The organism is Mycobacterium pseudokansasii (assembly GCF_900566075.1).
Taxonomy (GTDB): Bacteria; Actinomycetota; Actinomycetes; order Mycobacteriales; family Mycobacteriaceae; genus Mycobacterium; species Mycobacterium pseudokansasii.
The window spans coordinates 5,379,054-5,397,514 of the sequence record NZ_UPHU01000001.1; the positions used below are offsets into that span (position 1 = coordinate 5,379,054).

Annotated in this window: 13 protein-coding genes and 5 pseudogenes; 8 read left to right on the forward strand and 10 right to left on the reverse strand. The window is 66.9% G+C overall.

The window, feature by feature from the left end; translation table 11 throughout:
* Nucleotides 1–48 precede the first annotated feature (48 nt).
* Both istA and EET10_RS24195 read left to right on the forward strand, forming a co-directional pair.
* Nucleotides 49–1,587: an IS21 family transposase gene (istA, locus tag EET10_RS24190; RefSeq protein ID WP_063467444.1), complete on the forward strand. Its 1,539-nt coding sequence runs from the start codon at nt 49–51 to the stop codon at nt 1,585–1,587.
* Between the two features lie 54 nt (nt 1,588–1,641).
* Nucleotides 1,642–1,980 (forward strand): annotated as a pseudogene (locus EET10_RS24195) (ATP-binding protein); the annotation flags it as partial.
* Between the two features lie 141 nt (nt 1,981–2,121).
* Here the strand turns inward: EET10_RS24195 and EET10_RS24200 are convergent.
* From EET10_RS24200 to EET10_RS29795, 3 genes are all read right to left on the reverse strand, one after another.
* Entirely contained in the window at nt 2,122–4,341 is a 2,220-nt protein-coding gene (locus EET10_RS24200; protein ID WP_036407760.1) for a recombinase family protein, read from the reverse strand.
* Nucleotides 4,334–4,504, reverse strand: a complete 171-nt coding sequence (locus EET10_RS29790) for a hypothetical protein (RefSeq protein ID WP_167480138.1) — start codon at nt 4,502–4,504, stop codon at nt 4,334–4,336. The genes EET10_RS24200 and EET10_RS29790 overlap by 8 nt, the downstream gene beginning before the upstream one ends.
* 78 nt (nt 4,505–4,582) lie before the next feature.
* The gene (locus tag EET10_RS29795) at nt 4,583–4,999 is read right to left on the reverse strand and encodes a hypothetical protein (protein WP_218028521.1); all 417 of its coding nucleotides are present in this window, start codon (nt 4,997–4,999) and stop codon (nt 4,583–4,585) included.
* Here EET10_RS29795 and EET10_RS24205 point away from each other — a divergent pair.
* The 5 genes and pseudogenes from EET10_RS24205 to EET10_RS24225 form a co-directional block, all read left to right on the forward strand.
* Nucleotides 4,883–5,311, forward strand: a pseudogene (locus EET10_RS24205) (ATP-binding protein); the annotation flags it as partial. The gene EET10_RS29795 and the pseudogene EET10_RS24205 overlap by 117 nt on opposite strands.
* A 201-nt stretch (nt 5,312–5,512) precedes the next feature.
* Nucleotides 5,513–5,805 (forward strand): annotated as a pseudogene (locus tag EET10_RS24210) (hypothetical protein).
* A gap of 3 nt (nt 5,806–5,808) precedes the next feature.
* A pseudogene (locus EET10_RS32490) lies at nt 5,809–5,961 on the forward strand (hypothetical protein); the annotation flags it as partial.
* 840 nt (nt 5,962–6,801) lie between these two features.
* Nucleotides 6,802–8,487: an IS1634 family transposase gene (locus EET10_RS24220; protein WP_122501864.1), complete on the forward strand. Its 1,686-nt coding sequence runs from the start codon at nt 6,802–6,804 to the stop codon at nt 8,485–8,487.
* A gap of 560 nt (nt 8,488–9,047) precedes the next feature.
* Nucleotides 9,048–10,440, forward strand: a pseudogene (locus EET10_RS24225) (IS1380 family transposase).
* A gap of 166 nt (nt 10,441–10,606) precedes the next feature.
* On the opposite strand, the gene EET10_RS24230 reads toward EET10_RS24225, so the two are convergent.
* The 5 genes from EET10_RS24230 to EET10_RS24250 form a co-directional block, all read right to left on the reverse strand.
* Nucleotides 10,607–11,023, reverse strand: a complete 417-nt coding sequence (locus tag EET10_RS24230) for a hypothetical protein (RefSeq protein WP_051490608.1) — start codon at nt 11,021–11,023, stop codon at nt 10,607–10,609.
* Nucleotides 11,024–11,088: 65 nt separating this feature from the next.
* Nucleotides 11,089–12,141, reverse strand: a complete 1,053-nt coding sequence (locus EET10_RS24235; RefSeq protein ID WP_122502561.1) for a CaiB/BaiF CoA transferase family protein — start codon at nt 12,139–12,141, stop codon at nt 11,089–11,091.
* A complete protein-coding gene (locus EET10_RS24240; protein WP_036405021.1) occupies nt 12,138–13,094 on the reverse strand; it encodes an LLM class F420-dependent oxidoreductase in 957 nt (318 codons plus the stop codon). Before EET10_RS24240 ends, EET10_RS24235 begins: the two co-directional genes overlap by 4 nt.
* Complete coding sequence (locus tag EET10_RS24245; protein ID WP_036405018.1) at nt 13,079–13,504, reverse strand: cobalamin B12-binding domain-containing protein; 426 nt, start codon at nt 13,502–13,504, stop codon at nt 13,079–13,081. The genes EET10_RS24240 and EET10_RS24245 overlap by 16 nt, the downstream gene beginning before the upstream one ends.
* Nucleotides 13,504–15,081, reverse strand: coding sequence for a methylmalonyl-CoA mutase family protein (locus tag EET10_RS24250; protein ID WP_036405015.1), 1,578 nt, complete (start codon nt 15,079–15,081; stop codon nt 13,504–13,506). Before EET10_RS24250 ends, EET10_RS24245 begins: the two co-directional genes overlap by 1 nt.
* 160 nt (nt 15,082–15,241) lie before the next feature.
* On the opposite strand from EET10_RS24250, the gene EET10_RS24255 reads away from it, so the two are divergent.
* Complete coding sequence (locus tag EET10_RS24255) at nt 15,242–16,789, forward strand: amidase (protein ID WP_063466291.1); 1,548 nt, start codon at nt 15,242–15,244, stop codon at nt 16,787–16,789.
* On the opposite strand, the gene EET10_RS24260 is transcribed toward EET10_RS24255, so the two are convergent.
* Both EET10_RS24260 and EET10_RS24265 read right to left on the reverse strand, forming a co-directional pair.
* Nucleotides 16,786–17,598 carry a methyltransferase domain-containing protein gene (locus tag EET10_RS24260; protein ID WP_122502562.1) on the reverse strand — a complete coding sequence of 271 codons (813 nt, stop codon included), beginning with the start codon at nt 17,596–17,598 and terminating at the stop codon, nt 16,786–16,788. The genes EET10_RS24255 and EET10_RS24260 overlap by 4 nt on opposite strands.
* Before the next feature lie 91 nt (nt 17,599–17,689).
* Nucleotides 17,690–18,460: a M15 family metallopeptidase gene (locus EET10_RS24265; protein WP_099187719.1), complete on the reverse strand. Its 771-nt coding sequence runs from the start codon at nt 18,458–18,460 to the stop codon at nt 17,690–17,692.
* Nucleotide 18,461 lies beyond the last annotated feature (1 nt).

The window sequence follows — 18,461 nt, forward strand, 5'->3', positions numbered from 1 at the left end:
CGTCGGCTGACGGATGGAAGGGCGCTGATGGCGAGGAGAAGTATCTTGATGCTCGATTTGGTCGAGTTGTTCACCCACTGGCACGCGGGCCGCTCCCAGGTCCAGTTGTCGGCGTCGTTGGGTATCGATCGGAAGACCGTCCGCAAATATTTGGCTCCGGTGATCGCCGATGGCCTCGAGCCTGGTGGCGAGCCGCTGTCGGCTGATCAGTGGGCGGAGTTGATCGGCGGGTGGTTCCCGGGACTGGGCGATCCGGCAGCGCGGTCCTTGACGTGGCCGCTGATCGCGCCGCACTGCGATCGGATCAAGGCGTGGCTGGATGCCGATGTCACGGTGGCCACCGTCGCCCAGCGGTTGCGCGACGAGCATGAGGTGGCGGCGTCGGAGTCGTCGGTGCGGCGTTGGATCGCAACGCATTTCGCTGAGGAGGTGGCCCGCGAGAGGGTTACCGTGCCACGCGGGCCGGTGGATCCCGGTAGTGAGGCGCAGATCGATTATGGCCGGCTGGGCATGTGGACCGACCCGGCCACGGCCAAGCGGGTGGCGGTGTGGGCGTTCGTGATGGTGCTGTCGTGCTCGCGTCATCTGTTCGTGCGCCCGGTGATCCGGATGGATCAAACCGCGTGGTGCGCTTGCCATGTCGCGGCGTTCGAGTTCTTCTGCGGGGTGCCGGCGCGGTTGGTGTGTGACAACCTTAAGACCGGGGTGGACAAACCCGACCTCTACGATCCGCAGATCAACCGCTCCTACGCCGAGTTGGCCACCCACTACGGCACGCTGGTCGACCCGGCGCGGGCGTTCAAACCCAAAGACAAACCCCGGGTGGAACGACCCATGAGCTACGTGCGCGATTCATTCTGGAAAGGCCGCGAGTTCGCCTCGCTGACCGGGATGCAGGCCGACGCGGTGCGCTGGAGCCGTGAGGTCGCCGGCGGCCGGCGCTGCCGCGCCTTGGAGGGCGCCGCGCCATTGCGAGTGTTTGAGGCCATCGAAGCAGACGCGTTGATCGCGTTGCCGCCCAGAGCGTTTGAACTCACCAGCTGGTCGATCGGCGCCGTCGGGGTGGATGCGCATCTTAAGGTCGGCAAGGCGCTCTACAGCGTCCCGTGGCGGTTGATCGGACAGCGCTTGCACGCCCGCACCGCCGGGGATGTGGTGCAGATCTTCGCCGGTGCCGATGTGGTGGCCACCCATGTGCGCCGCCCGTCCGGGCGCTCCACTGACTTCACCCACTACCCGCCGGAGAAGATCGCATTCCACATGCGCACCCCGACCTGGTGTCGGCACACCGCCGAACTGGTCGGCCCGGCCTGCGAGGCGGTGATCGCCGAATTCATGGCCGACAACGCCATCCATCACCTGCGCTCAGCCCAAGGGGTGCTGGGGCTGCGCGACAAACACGGTTGTGAGCGGCTGGAAGCCGCCTGCGCCCGCGCCATCGAGGTCGGCGACCCGTCCTATCGCACCATCAAGGGCATCCTGATCGCCGGCACCGAACACAGCACCAACGAGCAAGTCACCGGCGCGGGCGGCGCGGCCGGGGCGTTTCTGCGCGGACCCGAACAGTTCGGCACCCAGCTCGCCTAACAATCGGCGAATTATTCATCTCTGCAACACAATCCACTCCCAAGGAGCCCACCCGTGTCCATCTGCGACCCAGCGTTGCGAAATGCGCTGCGCACCCTGAAACTGTCCGGCATGCTCGATACCCTCGACGCCAGGCTGGCCCAAACCCGCGACGGCGGGCTCGGCCACCTCGAATTTCTGCAAGCCCTGTGCGAGGACGAGATCGCCCGCCGCGAATCCGCCGCCCTGAGGCGACGATTGCGCCGCGCCAAGTTCGAAGAACAAGCCACCTTCGAAGACTTCGACTTCACCGCCAACCCGAAACTGCCCGGCGCCATGCTGCGCGATCTGGCCGCGCTGCGCTGGCTCGACGCCGGCGAGTCGGTCATCCTCTACGGCCCGGTCGAGCCGGGTTCTCACTACTAATTTCCTTTCCCTGGTTGTCTCATCCGGTCCAGATTCGGGCCGGATGCTGCGTTGTTATGGGTTTTCATGGTCACGCAGATGGTGCGACCGGGTGCTCTGGACCGGATGCGACACGCTGGCCTCGGCGTTTCATGGCGTTGCAGCGAACAAAGCATCTTCCGGTGGTGGCAGTTGGATGGCCAGGCCCTTGCGTTGGCCGCGGTTGACATGCACCGCGTTGAGCTCGCCGCGTTGAATCCGGTCCAGGACAGTCTGTTTGGCAACGCCGAGTCGGCGGGCAGCAGCTTCGAGCCCAACCCATCCCTCGGGCGCGTCCGGGGTGATCTTGGCTTGCAGCTCGGCGTCGATGCGGATTCGCCACGGGCCGCCGGGGCCGTGCTGCTCGCCGCGGATGAACCCGCTGGCCAGCCACCGGTAGAGGGTGGCTCGGGAGGTGCCCAGCAGCGTCTGGGCTTCGGCGATGCTGACCATGTGCACATCCTCGTCGATGGGTCCGACAGGTTCGCTGGGACCGGCGATCCGGTGTTTGCGGCGCAGGCTGCCGACCCGGTCGCGGGTGAACGGCAACCCGGTCGCGGTGATCACGCCTTGCCGGGCAAGCAGGCGCGCGATCGTCGCGTCGTCGTAGTGGGCGGCCAGCCGTCGAATACGCTCCAGCGTGTCGGCCTCGGTGCGGATCGCGCTGTCCACGCCGCGGCGCGGCAACGCGACGGTGATATCGGTATGAGCGCTGCCTTCCCACCGGATCCGGATCGCGGCCTGACCAGCGTCGCGGTCGACGTTGATGACGACCTCACCGATCAGCAACCGCAGCAACTGCTTTCGTTCTCGGATGGTGGTGGTGTCGGCGTCGAACACCGCCCGCAGGTCAGCACCCGCGTGGGATAGCCAGGCCACCTCTTCCTCGGTGAGCACCGCCGGCCGCCGGGACTGCTGCGCGGCCAGGTCGGCCTCGGCTTGACGTAGCGTGCCCAGCCGTACTTCCCAGTCGCGTTCCAGGCTGCGGGCGACCAACCGGTTCTCCGGCTCGACCGCGTCGAACTGGCGGCGGGCTCGCTGGGCCTCGTAACGGGCCCGCTCGACGCCCAGCTCGAACGCGCGCACCCGCCGGGCATGCTGATCCTCGGCCTCGGCCAGTGCGGCGGCGGTGGCCGCCAACGCGGCCGGCTGCAACACGGTGAACATCTCCTCGACCACGGCGGCGTCCAGGCGGCGTCCGCTCAGACTCTGGCAGCTGCGCGCCGAGCCGTACAACCGCAGTCCCTGCGCGCACAGATACCGTGGGACTCGGCCATCGGGGCCGGAGTAGCCGACCAGCATCCGCCGCCCGCACTTGCCGCACACCACCAGCCCCTGCAGCAAGGCGCGGCCCTCACGCACCGCCCCGCCGCCCTGCCCTTTGGGCGGGTGCACGTTGGCGCGCAACCGATCCTGGTTGGCCAGATAGGTCTGCCAGGACACATAGCCGGGATGATGATCCGGGATGGTCACCTCCCACTGCTCACGCGGCAATTCCTGATCGCGGACCACGATGCGGCCGGCCTCGTCCAGACGCCGACTCACCTTCGTTCGCCCGAACACGTACGCCCCACCATAGGCGGGGTTGGTCAAAAAATCGTGGACCGCCGGGTAGGTCGCCTCGGCCCAGCGGATGACCCGCGCGCCGGCGGACCGGCGCGGCAGCCGCAGGCCATCCGCACGCAGCGACAGCACCACCTGACGCGCCGAACCCAGCTCGTCGAACCGGTCGAACACCGCCGTGATCGCGGCGCGGACCGCCTCATCCCGGCTGAGCACCACCCGGTCGTCCTGGTCATAGTCCAGCCCCACCGGCAGCAGTTGGCGCAGCTCGCCCCGCGCGGCCTTGTGCCGCAGCCCGGCATTGAGCCGCGACCGCAGCACGTGCAGCTCAGCCTCGCTCATCGTGCCCTTCAACCCAAGCACGAGCCGGTCGTTGTAGTCACCGGGGTGATACATCCCGTCCGCGTCGGCGATCAGGGTGTCGGTCATCGCGCACAGATCCAGCAGGTGATACCAGTCTGCGTTGCAGCGCGCCAACCGAGACACTTCGATGCCCAGCACCAGGCCGACCTGCCCCAACCCGACCGCGGCGACCAATTCCTGAAACCCGTTGCGTGCGTTCGCATCCGCGCCCGAACAACCCAGGTCGTCATCGACCACCCGTACCCGGTCAGCTGGCCACCCCAAGTGCTGCGCTCGCTGCGCGAGTTCGTATTGCCGGTTGAGGCTTTCGGTGTTTTCCCGCACCTGCGTCATCGTCGATTGCCGCACATACACCCACGCCTGTCGTTGCAGGTGCGTTGCCCGGATCTTGGTCAGCTCAGCCATCGCTGCCGTCCTCGGCCAGCACACCCCTGGCGATCATCCGGGCCAGCAGCGACAACACTTGCGCCCGTGTGGGTTCCGGCAGCTGCTCCCAGCTCCCGGCGACACGCTCCTGCTCCCACGGCAGCCGCAGTTGCACCGCGGCCGCTATCCTGACTCCTCGCACGGCTCACCTCCTGGTCTCGTTGGCGCGGATCCAGTGAGGTGAGCCTTGCCCATCCCGGCCGTAACTGGTCGGACCCGGTCACGACGACACGCCCGTGTCACGCGCCAGCCGGGACCGCAACCGTCGAACCCCCTCGACCGACAACGTCGTCGCCAACCCCGCCAACACGGCGGCGTCGCTACCGAAGACATCCGTCGCGTCGGCCGCCACCATGCCCGGCGTGCCGTCCGGCAGCACGACCACCAGCCTCAGCACGCCCTGTCGTCGACGAAATGACAACGCTCGCAACTGTTCCCCGTACAATGGGTGCGCGCGATCAGTTACCGTGATCTCGCACGGCAGCACCGCGCGAAGCTGTTGCAGTCTGTCGCCTGCGCTGTCGGCGTCGGGAAAACCCATGTGGCACAAGCACTTGGGCATCACGTCGCCCGTCGGGGCGGCGACGTCCGGTTCGTCAAGTGCGCCCGCATGCTCGCCGACCTGGCCGGTGGCCACGCCGATCGCACCATCGGTCAGCGCATGCGCGAATACACCAGGCCGTTGGTATTGATCATCGATGACTTCGCGATGCGTGAACACACCACCACCCAGTCCGACGATCTCTACGATCTGGTCTCCGATCGGGCAATCGCTGGCAAACCCTTGATCCTGACCAGCAACCGCGCCCCCAAGGACTGGTATCCGCTGTTCCCCAACCCCGTCGTGGCCGAATCACTGCTCGACCGGCTGATCAACACCAGCCACCAAGTCCTCATGGACGGACCCAGCTATCGGCCCCGGAAACGACCCGGCCGCTCCACCAACTAGACACCGCCCCCCACGGGCCGGTAAGACCTACACCGAGGCCCGCACCTGGGGAATTACGTGACGCCAGCCCCTGGGGAATTACGCGACGGACGACAGCGAAGCTGAGTTGTCTACGACAACGACGGCAAGGCGACCGGCGGGGCGCAGTGTCGCTCGTCCTACGACGAGGCGCTCTTCGCCCCGCCACTACACTTCTCGAGGATGGAACCGGGTCAGCTGCGCATCGATGTCGGTCAGTTAGATGCCGTGGCCAGTCAATGGGTCAGCGAAGCTCCGAACTTGCCGTCCTAGCACCGCCTTCACCGGGGCGACCGTTTCAACCCACCACCGCGGCGGTGGGCGGTGCCCACGCAGCGGTTGACCTGGCTGCGGCGGCGTTGACCGCCCGCACCCAAGCGACGGCCAGCACGGTGCAGGCCGGTGCTACGGGATATGCCAGCAACGAAGCGTCGGCGGCGGCCGAGATGGCGGCCGTGCGACCGAGGTTGGTGTAGGGGGTGGCGACCCTTTCCCAAGTCCGGGCATGGAGCACCGAGCATCTGATCGAGGCGGCCGGCTATTGGACTAGGACCGCCGATCAGTGGGAAGACGTGTTTTTGCGGATGCGCAACCAATCCCACACCCTGGTGTGGGAAGGCGCTGGCGGTGATGCGCTACGGCAGCGAACCGGTGCCGATTTCGCGGTGGTGAGCGCCAAAGCCGAGCAACTGCGCCAAGCGAGCAAGATCGCCCGTGACGGCGCCGGAACCATCGGCGCCGCCCAACGCCGGGTCCTCTTTGCTATCGAGGACGCCCATAACGCGGGTTTTGCTGTCGCAGAAGACTTCTCGGTCACCGATACCCGAACCAGCCGCTCCGCGGCCGAACAGGTGGCTCGTCAAGCCCAAGCCCACGCATTCGCCGCCGACATCCGCCAACGCGTCGCCCAACTGCTCGGGGTCGAACACGACGTAGCCGGCAAAATCACCGCCGCGACGGCCGGAATCGCGGCCACCACCTTCCCGGAAACACCCCACGACCCCAAACCGCACATCCAGGCCGTCGACAACCACACCTTCAAAGACAGCCCACCCCCGCCCCCGGGTCCACCGGGCGATCCGTTTGCCGGCTGGACCGACGAGCAAATGAGACAAGTAGCTGTCGAAATCGCCAACGGTCATGCCTTGAAGCATTTTCCCGGAAAGACCCCAGAAAACCTGGCCAGATCGATTTACGACGCGATGAAGGACCCCAATACTCGGATCGGTTCCAGCATCAAATCCGGCGGACTAACGCTGCTGAAGAGCGATGGAACCATTATTTTCATCAATCCGCAGGACGTCGACTATGGAACTGCCTTCGAACCTAAGCCGACTGCGACGACTCCGTGGCGAACCCCGCTGAAATACTTCGAACAGAACACTAGCGGGAGTTTCCGGCCTTTTTAGTTGATCGGCGTGTCTTTCGTTGTGGTGCTTGAGGTTTGTGTGACGAGAGAGTATTACCCATATATGGCGTCGATCGTGGGGAAGCGCCGCGGCAAGCAGACCTACTACTACCTGGTGGAATCGGCGCGGGTGGGCGGCAAGCCGCGCATCGTGTCCCAGCAGTATCTGGGCAGCGCCGATGAGGTGCTGGCCAAGCTGTCGGCGACGCCGAGCGGGCAGCCGATCCGCAGCCAGCACAAGCAGTTCGGGGATCTGGCGGCGGTGTGGTCGACGCTGAGGCGGCTGGACGTGGCCGGGATCGTCGACGAGGTGGCGCCGCGTCGCGCGGACGCGGCCGCGTCGGTGGGCACCTACATCGCGCTGGCATGCGCGAACCGAATCGTCGACCCGTGCTCCAAACGCGAATTCGCCGACTGGTGGGCCAGCACGGCCGGGCCGCGATGGGTGAAGCTGGGCCGCGCCGCGCTGGATCACCGCCGGTTCTGGGACGCGATGGACCGCCTCGGCGAGAGCGAGCTGCGCGAGATCGAGACCCGGCTCGGGCGGGCGATGGTCGGCGAGTTCGGGCTGGATTTGACCGGGCTGGCGCTGGACATGACCAACTTCGCCACCTTCATCGACACCGGCAACGCGAAGGCGTCGATCGCGCAGCGCGGCAAGGCCAAACAGAAACGCACCGATCTGCGGCTGGTCGGGTTGGCGCTGGTCATCACCCGCGACGGCGGGGTGCCGGTGATCAGCCACGCCTATCCCGGTGATCGGCCTGATGTCACCCAGTTCCCCACGGTCATCGACGAGCTGGTGGCCCGCTACCGCGACCTGGTGTCCTCGGTCGAGTCGCTGACCGTGGTCTATGACGCCGGGCAAAACAGCGGCGACAACCACACGGTCGTCGAAGAGCACGGGATCGGGTTCGTCGGGTCGCTGCCGCCCAGCGATCACCCCGACCTGCTGGGCATCCCGGCGCGCGACTACCGTGTCGTCGACGAAGACCGCTATCCCGGGCTGACTTTCGTCGACACCACCGTCACCGCGCTCGGGGTGACCCGCCGCGCGGTGCTGACCCACTCGGCGAACCTGGCGGCCAAGCAGGCCCGCGGCCTGGACCAGACCCTGGCCAAGGCGCGGCGTCGGCTGGCCGAGCTGGCCGCCCGCCTGGCCCGCGGCCACACCCGCCGCGACCGCGACAAGGTGCAGGCCCAGATCGCTGCGATCTGCAAACCCCGCTGGGTGGCCGATATCATCACCGTCACCCTCACCGGCGAGCAGCCCGCCGAGTTGCGGCTGGCCTGGCACACCGACAGCAAAGCCCGAAAACGCTTGGAACAACGAATCTTCGGCAAACGGATCCTGTTCACCAACCGCGACTGGCCGGTGCCCGACATCGTGGCCGCCTACCGCTCCCAATCCGACGCCGAATTCGGCTTCCGCCAGCTCAAGGACCCGCACGTGGTCTCGTTCAGCCCAATGCACCACTGGACCGACTCCAAGATCCGCGTACACGTGTCCTACTGCGTGCTCGCCTTGGCCGTCGCCCACCTGATGCGCCGCCACGCCGACCAGGCTGGGCTGCACCTGTCCGTGCGCGAGTTACTCGACCAGCTCGCCGGCATCGAAGAAACCGTGCTGCTCTACCACGACGGCGGCAAGGGACGCCCCCGCGTGCAACGCATGCTCACCGACACCACCCCCACCCAACAGAAACTGGCCGACCTGTTCGACATCCACCAATACGCACCCACCCGCTGACCCCGCCGGGCCCCTCACAGCGAGTTGGGTAATACACCAGCGCTGCCCGAAAAAGCCATCCCACCAGGCGAAACCAGACCCACAATCAAGAAAGGCCGGAAACTCCCACTAGGGCCGTCGAGCCACTTACTCCCCCTGCATCGGGACGGTTTCCACCGCTTACTCCCGGCGAAATGGCGCCACCTACACCCGCCGCTCCACAACCTCCACCGGTTCCGCGACCCGCACCCCCACCACCGCCACCGGTTGAAGCGCTACCGGCACCCAAGCCAGCGCCCCTACCCAAAGGTGTCGAAGGGCCGATGCTTCCCGGCGGACCCGCACCGCCTTTGGGACCCCACGTTGTGCACCCACCGCATAGCATCCCCCATCACCTCCCCATTTTGGGAGAAGACGACCCGTGGGAAAATCCCCGAGACTTCGACTAGGAGCAGGACGCTAGCCCGGATTTTGCGTGCAACTTGGCGTGACACGCTGTTTGGTTAGCGAAAGTGCCTGTCCTGCAAGGGATAATGCGACTGCTGAAGGTCCATCATTCCGAGCGGGAGGGCACTTTCTAGGTGAAGGGTAGCGCAGCGGTTTGCCGAGCCAAAGTATCTGCCGACGGTCATGGTGTGGTGTCGCATGCGGGGATGGGTTTGTTGCGTGAGTTGGCTGATCTGACCGGGTTGTCGGCGCAGGTCACGGCCGCGTTGGCCGATACCTATAAGGGGCCATGGGTGTATGCGCCGGGGGCGGTGTTTGCTGATCTGGCGGCGGCGGTGGCTGATGGCGCGGACTGCATCGACGGGGTCGGGCAGCTGTGTGGGGACCGTGAGCATGTCTTCGGTGCGGCGGCCTCAACCACCACGATGTGGCGGCTGGTCGACCACCGTGTCGATGCCAAACACCTGCCAGCTGTGCGGGCCGCCCGCGCCGCTGCCAGAGCGGCAGCCTGGGCCGCGGGAGCCGCCCCGCCGCCCGGCAAGTGGTTGCACATCGATATTGATGCCACGTTGGTCATCGATCACTCCGATAACAAAGAGAACGCCGCTTCGACCTGGAAAAAGTCGTTCGGGCACCATCCGTTGTTGGCGTTTTTGGACCGTCCGGAGATCGCCGGTGGTGAGGCGTTGGCCGGGCTGCTGCGCAAAGGCAACGCGGGCAGCAACACCGCCGCCGACCACGTCGCGGTCTTGGAGCAGGCGTTGGCGTCGCTGCCGCCCGAGTGGCGTCCCGGCCCGCAGAATCCCGCCGCGCCCACGGTTGTGGTGCGCTCGGACTCGGCCGGGGCCACCCACGGCTTCGCCCAGGCCTGCCGCGATCACGATGCCGGGTTCTCCTTCGGCTACCCCGTCGATGCCCGCGTGCAAGACGCCGTGGACACCCTCAACCTCGGCAACGCCTGGTACCCGGCGATCGAGGCCACCGGCGACATCCGCGACGGCGCATGGGTGGCCGAGGCCACCGGGCTGGTCAACCTGTCCGCATGGCCCACCGGGACCCGGCTGATCCTGCGCAAAGAGCGGCCACACCCCGGCGCGCAGCTACGGTTCACCGACGCCGACGGCATGCGGGTCACCGCGTTCATCACCGACACCCCGCCCGGCGCCATCGCGGGGCAACTGGCCGGGCTCGAGCTGCGACACCGCCAACACGCCCGCGTCGAGGACCGCATCCGCGAAAACAAGACCACAGGCCTGGCCAACCTGCCACAGCTTCGACGCGAACGCCGCATGGCTCGAAATCATCTTGACTGCAAACGATCTCGTCGCCTGGGCCAAACTACTCGGGTTCAGCGACCAACCCGAGATCGCCCGCTGCGAGATCGCCACCTTCCGCTACCGCGTGCTGCACGTAACCGCCCGCATCACCCACGGCGCCCGACAACTGCGCCTCCGCATAGACGCCACCTGGCGGTGGGCTACAGCGATCACCACCGCCTGGCACCGCATCCGCGCAGGCTTCCCCTGACCCCCCAACCAACCTGTCCCAACAACCACGAAAGACCCAAGGCCCTGGAACCTCGCCCAACCCGGCGACACGGGACAGGTAAACATGCCGCAAACCGAAACATCCAGCGTCACAGCCTAATCCGAGATCAACTCAAAGCCCCTCCCGCCGGCAGGCAAAATCGAGGCTAGCCTCCGTCAGCGGGTTTTGAGTACCGGCCGCTCCCAGGAAACAACAACTCAGCCGTGGTGATGCGGCCGATCTTGCGCTGCAAGCCGCGCAGTAAGGTCACCGCCTCCGTGTCGGAGAACCCGCTAACGGTCGCAAAGTCCAATCCCGCGCCCACCAACTCGCTGGCCCAGGAGCATTCCGTCAAGTACAACACCCGAGCCCAATCCAAGCTAGTCAGCGCTTGGCCACCAACGACTGCGTAAGAAAGACGACCAGTGAGCTCGTCGAATTCCTCCCAGGTCGACAACCCCAGCACGCGGATCGGAAACGGTGTCGCAGTCGCCGAAAACTGCCATTGGTACAGCGCATGCTGTATGAAGCTGCGCTCATCGCTAGTCAGATCAACAGCTACCAACTCAGAATCAATTGACATTGAGCTGATCCTAAGCTGCGGTTGGGCGAGATAGTGCGCGAGGGGCTGACAACACGTCATCGAGCTCAAGCGTTGAGCACGTCGCCGTGTTCACCCAGCGGTGGCGCCGGCCGGTAGTCGGGCTCATGGCCGCAAACATGCACAGGATTACCGACGAGACGTAAATCACCCGCGCGCACAATGATTTCCGGCGTCGCCTTCAGTGCATCGGGCAGCGTGCGGACGGCCGCCGCCGGCACTCCGAGCGGACGCAGTCGCCGTTCCCAGCCGGCGGCGGTGTCGGTGATCAGCGTCGCCGTGACGACGCCGAGCACCTCGTCGCGCCGGGCCACCCGCTCGGCCATCGTTTCGAAACCGCCGATACCCGCCTCGTCGGCGAAGGATTTCCAGAACCCGTCGTGCGTGATGAACAGTGCCAGGTATCCATCGGCGGTCGGAAAGAGTTGGGCGGGAACGTAGTACGAATGCGCGCCATAAGGATGCCGTTGCGGCTCGATGCCCTCGTTGAGGTAGCCGGCGACATGGTAGTTCAGCTGCGAGAGCATGACGTCGCGCAGCGACACGTCCACCTGCCCGCCGCGGCCCGAGACGATCATGGCCAGCAACCCCAGCGCCGCACACATGCCGGTGGAGTTGTCCGCCGAGGAGTAGCCGGGCAATGTCGGCGGGCCATCCGGCTCACCCGTCAAAGCGGCGATACCGGTGGCGGCCTGGATCACGTAGTCGAACGCTGGATCATCGCCGCCGTCGAGACCGTAACCGGTGATCGCCACGCAGACGATCCGTTCGTTCCACCGCCGCAACGTCTCGTAGGTGAGCCTCAGCCGGCGAATCGCCGACGGCTTCAGGTTGACCAGCAATGCCTGCGACTGCGCCGCTAGCTCGCCCAGCTGTCGTTGTCCCGCTGGGGAATTCAAATCCAAGCAGATACTCGACTTGTTCCGGTTCAGGCTGGCGAAGTAACTGTCCCCCACGCTGCGGGAGATCTCGCCGCCGGGCGGCTCGACCTTGATCACCTCGGCACCGAGATCGGCCAGCAGCATCGTGGCATACGGCCCGGCCAGCATGGTGCCGACCTCGAGAATCCGTATCCCCGCCAGTGGACCTCGACCAGTCACCGCAACTCCGTTGCCAGCGAAGCGATCATCTCGCGGGTCCGGCGCTTGGACGCGACGAGTTCGTCGCGGTTGCCGCCGATCGGCAACAGGCGCACCGACAGGTCCGTCACACCGGCGTCGGCGAATCGGCGCAGCCGGGCCAGGATGGCGTCCTCGTCGCCGGCCGCGCAGATGTCGCCGACGTCTTTGGCGTCGCCGTACCCCAGCAGCCGCTGATAATTCGGTGAGACCTCGGCCTCGCCCAGAATGCGGTTGGCGCGCTCCCGTGCGGCGTCGACTTCGGTTGTGCTGCACAGGCATACCGGGACGCCGGCGACGATGCGCGGTGCCGGGCGCCCGGCATTGTCGGCGGCCTTGGTGATCCGGGGAACGACGTGCTCGGCGACCGCACGTTCGTCGGCCATCCACAGCACGGTGCCGTCGGCCCGCTCGCCGGCCAACGTCAGCATCGCCGGCCCGAGCGCGGCCACCAACACCGGCAGCGGCGCCACCGGCGCCAGGTCGAGCGGGTTGTGCACCCGGAAGGTGGTGTTCTCCACGTCGACCGGGCCGGGATTGGCGAAGGCCGCGTGCAGCACGTCGAGATAGTCGCGGGTGTAGCCGGCCGGCCGCTCGTAGCCAAGCCCCAGCATGTCGTCGATGATCCAGTGGTGCGACGGCCCGACACCCAGCACCAGCCGGCCCGCGGTAGCCGCGTGCACCGACAACGCCTGACGCGCCAACGCAATGGGATGCTGCGCTTGCAGCGGGACGACGGCGGTGCCCAGCTCGATGCGGCTGGTCCGGGTGCCCATCAGGGCCACCGCCACCAACGCGTCAAAGTCGTTGGGAATCTGTGGAATCCAGGCGCTGTCCAGGCCGGCGGTCTCGGCCCAGTCGATGTCGGCCAGCATCCGGATGACCTTGCGGGCCGAATCACCACGCTCGGGACCGACCATCACTCCGACGCGCATGGTTCCTCCGGGGCAGGTTGCGGGATGCCGGTCAGAGCGCGAATGTCACGTACCAGCACGTCCAGCGGTGTCCCCGTGGGAAATACCGCCGCCGCGCCGGCCTCCAGCAGCTTGGGGACATCGGCGTGCGGGATCGTTCCGCCGACGACGACGGCGATGTCGTCGGCGTCAGCGGCGCGCAGCGCTTCGATGGTGCGCGCGGTCAGCGCCAGGTGTGCGCCGGACAGGATGCTCAACCCCACCACGGCCACGTCTTCCTGGACGGCGATCGACGCGATGTCTTCGATGCGTTGCCGGATGCCGGTGTAGATCACCTCGAAACCGGCGTCGCGCAGCGTGCGGGCGACGATCTTGGCGCCGCGGTCATGCCCGTCGAGCCCCGGCTTGGCGACCAAGATGCGGGTGGCCATCAGAACACCACCGGCTGCTGGAATTCGCCCCACACCGCCTTGAGCGTCGAGACCATCTCGCCGACCGTGCAGTAGGCGTTGGCGCAGTCGATCAGCCGGTGCATGAGGTTGTCGGCGCCTTCGGCGTCGCGGGCCAACGCAGCGAGCGCGGATTGTACTGCGGCAGTGTCTCTTTCGGACTTGACCTGGGCCAGCCGCTTGAGTTGCAGGTCGCGCCCCTCGGCGTCGAGCTCGTAGGTCATGATGTCGTGTTCGGGTTCCTCGGAGACGAACCTGTTGACCCCGACCACCGGCCGCGCACCCGTCTCGATGTCCTTGTGCATCGTGAAGGCTTCGTCGGCGATCAGCCCCTGCAGGTAGCCGTCCTCGATGGCACTGACCATCCCGCCGTGCTTTTCGAGGTCGGACATGATCTCGATGATGCGGGCTTCGGTGGCATCGGTGAGCGCCTCGACGAAGTAGGAGCCACCGAGCGGATCGGCGACCCTGGCCACACCCGTTTCGTAGGCCAGGATCTGCTGGGTGCGCAGCGCCAACGTCGTTGATTCCTCGGTGGGCAACGCGAACGGCTCGTCCCAGGCCGCGGTGAACATCGACTGCACGCCGCCCAGCACCGCCGCCATCGCCTCGTAGGCCACCCGCACCACGTTGTTGTGCGCCTGCGGCGCATACAGTGACGCACCACCGCACACGCAACCGAACCGGAACATCGATGCCCGGTCCGTCTTGGCGCCGTACCGTTCCCGCACGAGCGTCGCCCAACGGCGCCGTCCCGCACGGTATTTGGCGATCTCTTCGAAGAAGTCGCCGTGGGTGTAGAAGAAGAACGAGATCTGCGGCGCGAACTCGTCGATGGTCATCCGGCCGCGTTGCACCACGGTGTCGCAATAGGTCACGCCGTCGGCCAGGGTGAAGGCCATCTCCTGCACGGCGGTGGCGCCCGCGTCGCGGAAGTGCGCGCCGGCCACCGAGATGGCATTGAACTTCGGCACCTCGGCAGCGCAGAACTCGATGGTGTCGGCGATCAGCCGCAGCGATGGCTCGGGCGGCCAGATCCACGTCCCGCGCGACGCGTACTCCTTGAGGATGTCGTTCTGGATGGTCCCGGTGAGCTTGGCCCGCGGCACGCCCCGGCGCTCGGCCGCGGCGACGTAGAACGCCAGCAGGATCGCCGCCGTGCCGTTGATCGTCATGCTGGTGCTGATCTTGTCCAGCGGGATGCCGTCGAACAGAATTTCGGCGTCGGCCAGCGTGTCGACCGCGACGCCGACCCGGCCGACTTCCTCGACGACGTCGGGGTCGTCGGAGTCGAAGCCGCATTGGGTGGGCAAGTCCAGCGCCACCGAAAGCCCCGTCCCACCCTGATCCAGCAGATAGCGGTACCGGCGGTTGGATTCTTCGGCGGTGCCGAATCCGGAGTACTGACGAAACGTCCAGAGCTTGCCTCGATAGCCCGACGCGAAGTTCCCCCGGGTGAAGGGAAACTCCCCCGGCGACGGGGGTTCAGCCTCGCGGTCCGCCGGCCCGTAGACCGGCGCAAGCGGGATGCCGGATGAGGTCTGAGCTTCATTATCCATCGATGAATAACGTACTTGCAAAAAAAGAGAATGCCAATACCGCTGGTCTGGCCAGGTGAAATAGCAGAATGCTGGGCGGCGGTGGTGGTCGGCCTATCGGTCTCGGCTGATCCGCGCGCAGCTGCACCCGAGCGACCCGGCAACGTATGACGGAGGCGACATGACGGTTCCCCGGCCATCGGCGGCAGACCTGCACGCCGCCGCCGAGCACTTCGGCTTGCACCTCGACGCCGATGACCAACGGGATTACCTGGCGGCCGTAACCCACACACTGAGGTCCTACGACGTGGTCGACCAACTCTACGACGACCTCCATGACCACTCGGCCCAATCTCAGGCGCCCGATCGGGTGTATCGATTCCCGGAGCCCGGCGACAATCCGCTCGGCGCCTGGTATGTCACGGCCGACATCGCCTCCGGCGCGCAGGGTCCGCTGTCCGGCAGGAAGGTAGCGATCAAAGACAACATCGCCGTGGCCGGCCTGCCGATGATGAACGGATCACGCGCGGTCGAGGGATTCGTCCCCCACCGCGACGCGACCGTCGTGCAGCGCCTGCTCGCCGCCGGGGCCACCATCGCCGGCAAGAGCGTCTGCGAGGATCTGTGCTGCTCGGGATCGAGCTTCACCTCCGCCTCCGGGCCGGTGCGCAATCCGTGGGACACCACGCGGGAAACGGGTGGATCGTCCAGCGGCAGTGGCGCGCTCGTCGCCGCCGGTGAAGTCGAGTTGGCACTGGGCGGCGACCAGGGCGGCTCGGTGCGCATCCCGGCCGCCCTGTGCGGCATCGTCGGGCTCAAGCCGACGTACGGGCTGGTGCCCTACACCGGCGCGATTCCCATCGAGCGCACCATCGACCACCTCGGCCCGATGACACGCACCGTCGCCGACGCGGCACTGCTGCTTACGGTGCTCGCCGGCCCGGACGGGCATGATCCGCGCCAGCCCGCGACGATAGCCCCGCTGGACTATCGGGCGGCACTCACCGGCGACGTGACCGGTCTGCGGGTCGGCATTCTCACCGAGGGCTTCGGGTGGGCTAACTCGCGGCCGCAGGCCGACGAGCTGGTCCGGTCGGCGGCCCGCCGGTTCATCGAAATCGGTTGTACCGTGGGCGAGATCAGCGTTCCCCTGCACCCGCGCGCGATCCACGTCTTCAACGTCATCATCACCGACGGCGCGACCTACCAGATGCTGGAGGGCAACGGATGCGGGCTCGGCGTGGACGGACTGTACGACCCGGAACTCATGGCGCACTTCGCACGACAGCGCGCGGCCAAGGCCGACCAGTTCGCCAGCACCATCAAGGCGACGGCGTTGTGCGGCCACTACAGCCGGAACACGCTGGGCGGCGCCTCCTATGCCAAGGCACGTAATCTGGTGCCGCACCTGCGTGCAGCTTACGACCGGGCGCTCGACCGCTACGACGTGTTGGTGATGCCCACGGTCCCCGGCACGGCCAATCCGCTGCCGTCGGGCAGCCCGCAGGATGTCGGGTTGCTACCACACACATTCGGCAAAGCGCTCAACACCGCACCCATGGACATCACCGGGCATCCCGCGATCTCGGTGCCCGCCGGCCTGGTCGACGGGCTTCCCGCCGGAATGATGATCGTGGGCAAGCGATTCGACGATGCCACCGTGTTGCGGGCTGCCGGCGCCTTCGAATCGCTGTGCGAGGGCTTCCCCGGCGCACCGAGATATCCCTAGACCCGGCAAAGGATTTCGCCGTGGGGCATCGCCAGCCAGCCGTCCGGGGCGGCAGCCCAGGACTGCCATGCCACCGAGATCTCCTTCAGCTCGGCGGTGGTGGCCATGCCCGAGTCCACCAGTTGGCGAGTCAGGTCCGACTCGAGGATGCGGTCGGCCCACATTCCGCCCCACCATTGGCGGGTCTCGGCCGTCGCAAAACACCAGATGCTGCCGGTGGGCGTGACGTCGTCGAAGCCGGCCGCCAGCGCCCAGGACAGCAGCCGCCGGCCGGCGTCCGGCTCGCCGCCGTTGGCGCGTGCCGCCCGGTCGTAGAGGTGCAGCCACAGGTCCAGCGCGGGCAGCCGTGGATGCCAGATGAATCCGCCGTAATCGGCATCACGTGCGGCGACAACTCCGCCCGGCGCACACACCCGCCTCATCTCCCGCAGCGCCTGGACCGGATCGGCGACGTGTTGTAACACCTGATGAGCGTGGACGACATCGAAGGTGTCGTCAGGAAAGTCGAGCGCGTGCACGTCGGAGGTCACGAACGAGACGTTCGGCGCGCCGCGCCACTCGGCCTCGGCGCGGCCCAGGCTCAATGCGGCGTCGGTGGGCTCGACGGCCGTCACCGATCCCGGCGCCACCCGGGCGGCGAGGTCGACGGTGATCGTCCCGGGGCCGCAGCCGACGTCCAGCACGGTCAGCCCCGGCTTCAGGTGGGGCAACAGGTAGCTCGCGGAATTCTCCGCGGTGCGTACCCGGTGACTGCGCAGCACCGACTCGTGATGTCCGTGCGTGTAGGTGGTCGCAGAGTTGTCGTTCATGGTGGGGGTCCCTCGGTCGGCGCGTCGTCGGTGGCGCCAGCCTATAACTGCAACTCATTATTTGAAATGACTATCTCATTTTATGAGACGGCTAGTCGACCGGGACGTCGAGTACCGGACGGTCGACGTCGGCGCCGGGACCGTCGAAATGCCACCACTCCCCGGAGTACACGTTCAGCCCGCCGTACTTCATCGCCTCCCGCAGCGCCGCCCGGTTCGCCTGAGCCGCCACGGTCACCCCCTGGGTCGCGAATGCCGTTGCCCGCGAAGAGAAATCGTCGAAGTCGGTGCCCATGTCGGCCAGGCACAGTCCGTGCACCTGCCGCTCGGCCGGGCAGCTCTGTTGCACGCTGGTGAACGTCACATCGACCGAGCGGCCGGCCTCGTGGCTGCGGGCATACGGTCCCGGACGCGCCACCCACGCCGGATTGGGAACCGCGTTGAACATCTTGACCTGCGCCTCGTGTGGCCGGTAACAGTCCCAGAAGACCAACACGTGCCCTTGCGGGCGCAGTGCGACCGCGGCCGCCGCAAGTCCTTGGGCCATCGATTGGTGTACCAGACACCGGGCATCGGCCGGATAGAGCTGGGTGTGGGTGAAGTTGTTGGTGGTCGCGTAGCGCAGGTCGATGACGGCGTCGGGCAACACGCTTCGCACGTCGACGAACCCGGCCGCGTGCGCCGCGTCGCTGACCGGCGGCACGCCGGGGCCGGACGGGACCGTGGTCCCGACGGGCCGCACAGGCACGGACCCGAGGGTCCCGGATCCCGATAACCGGGGCGATGCGACACCGGCGTCCTGACAGCCACCCGCAACCGCGACGAGCAGCGCGGCGACCACAGCCGGATAAAACCGGCGCATT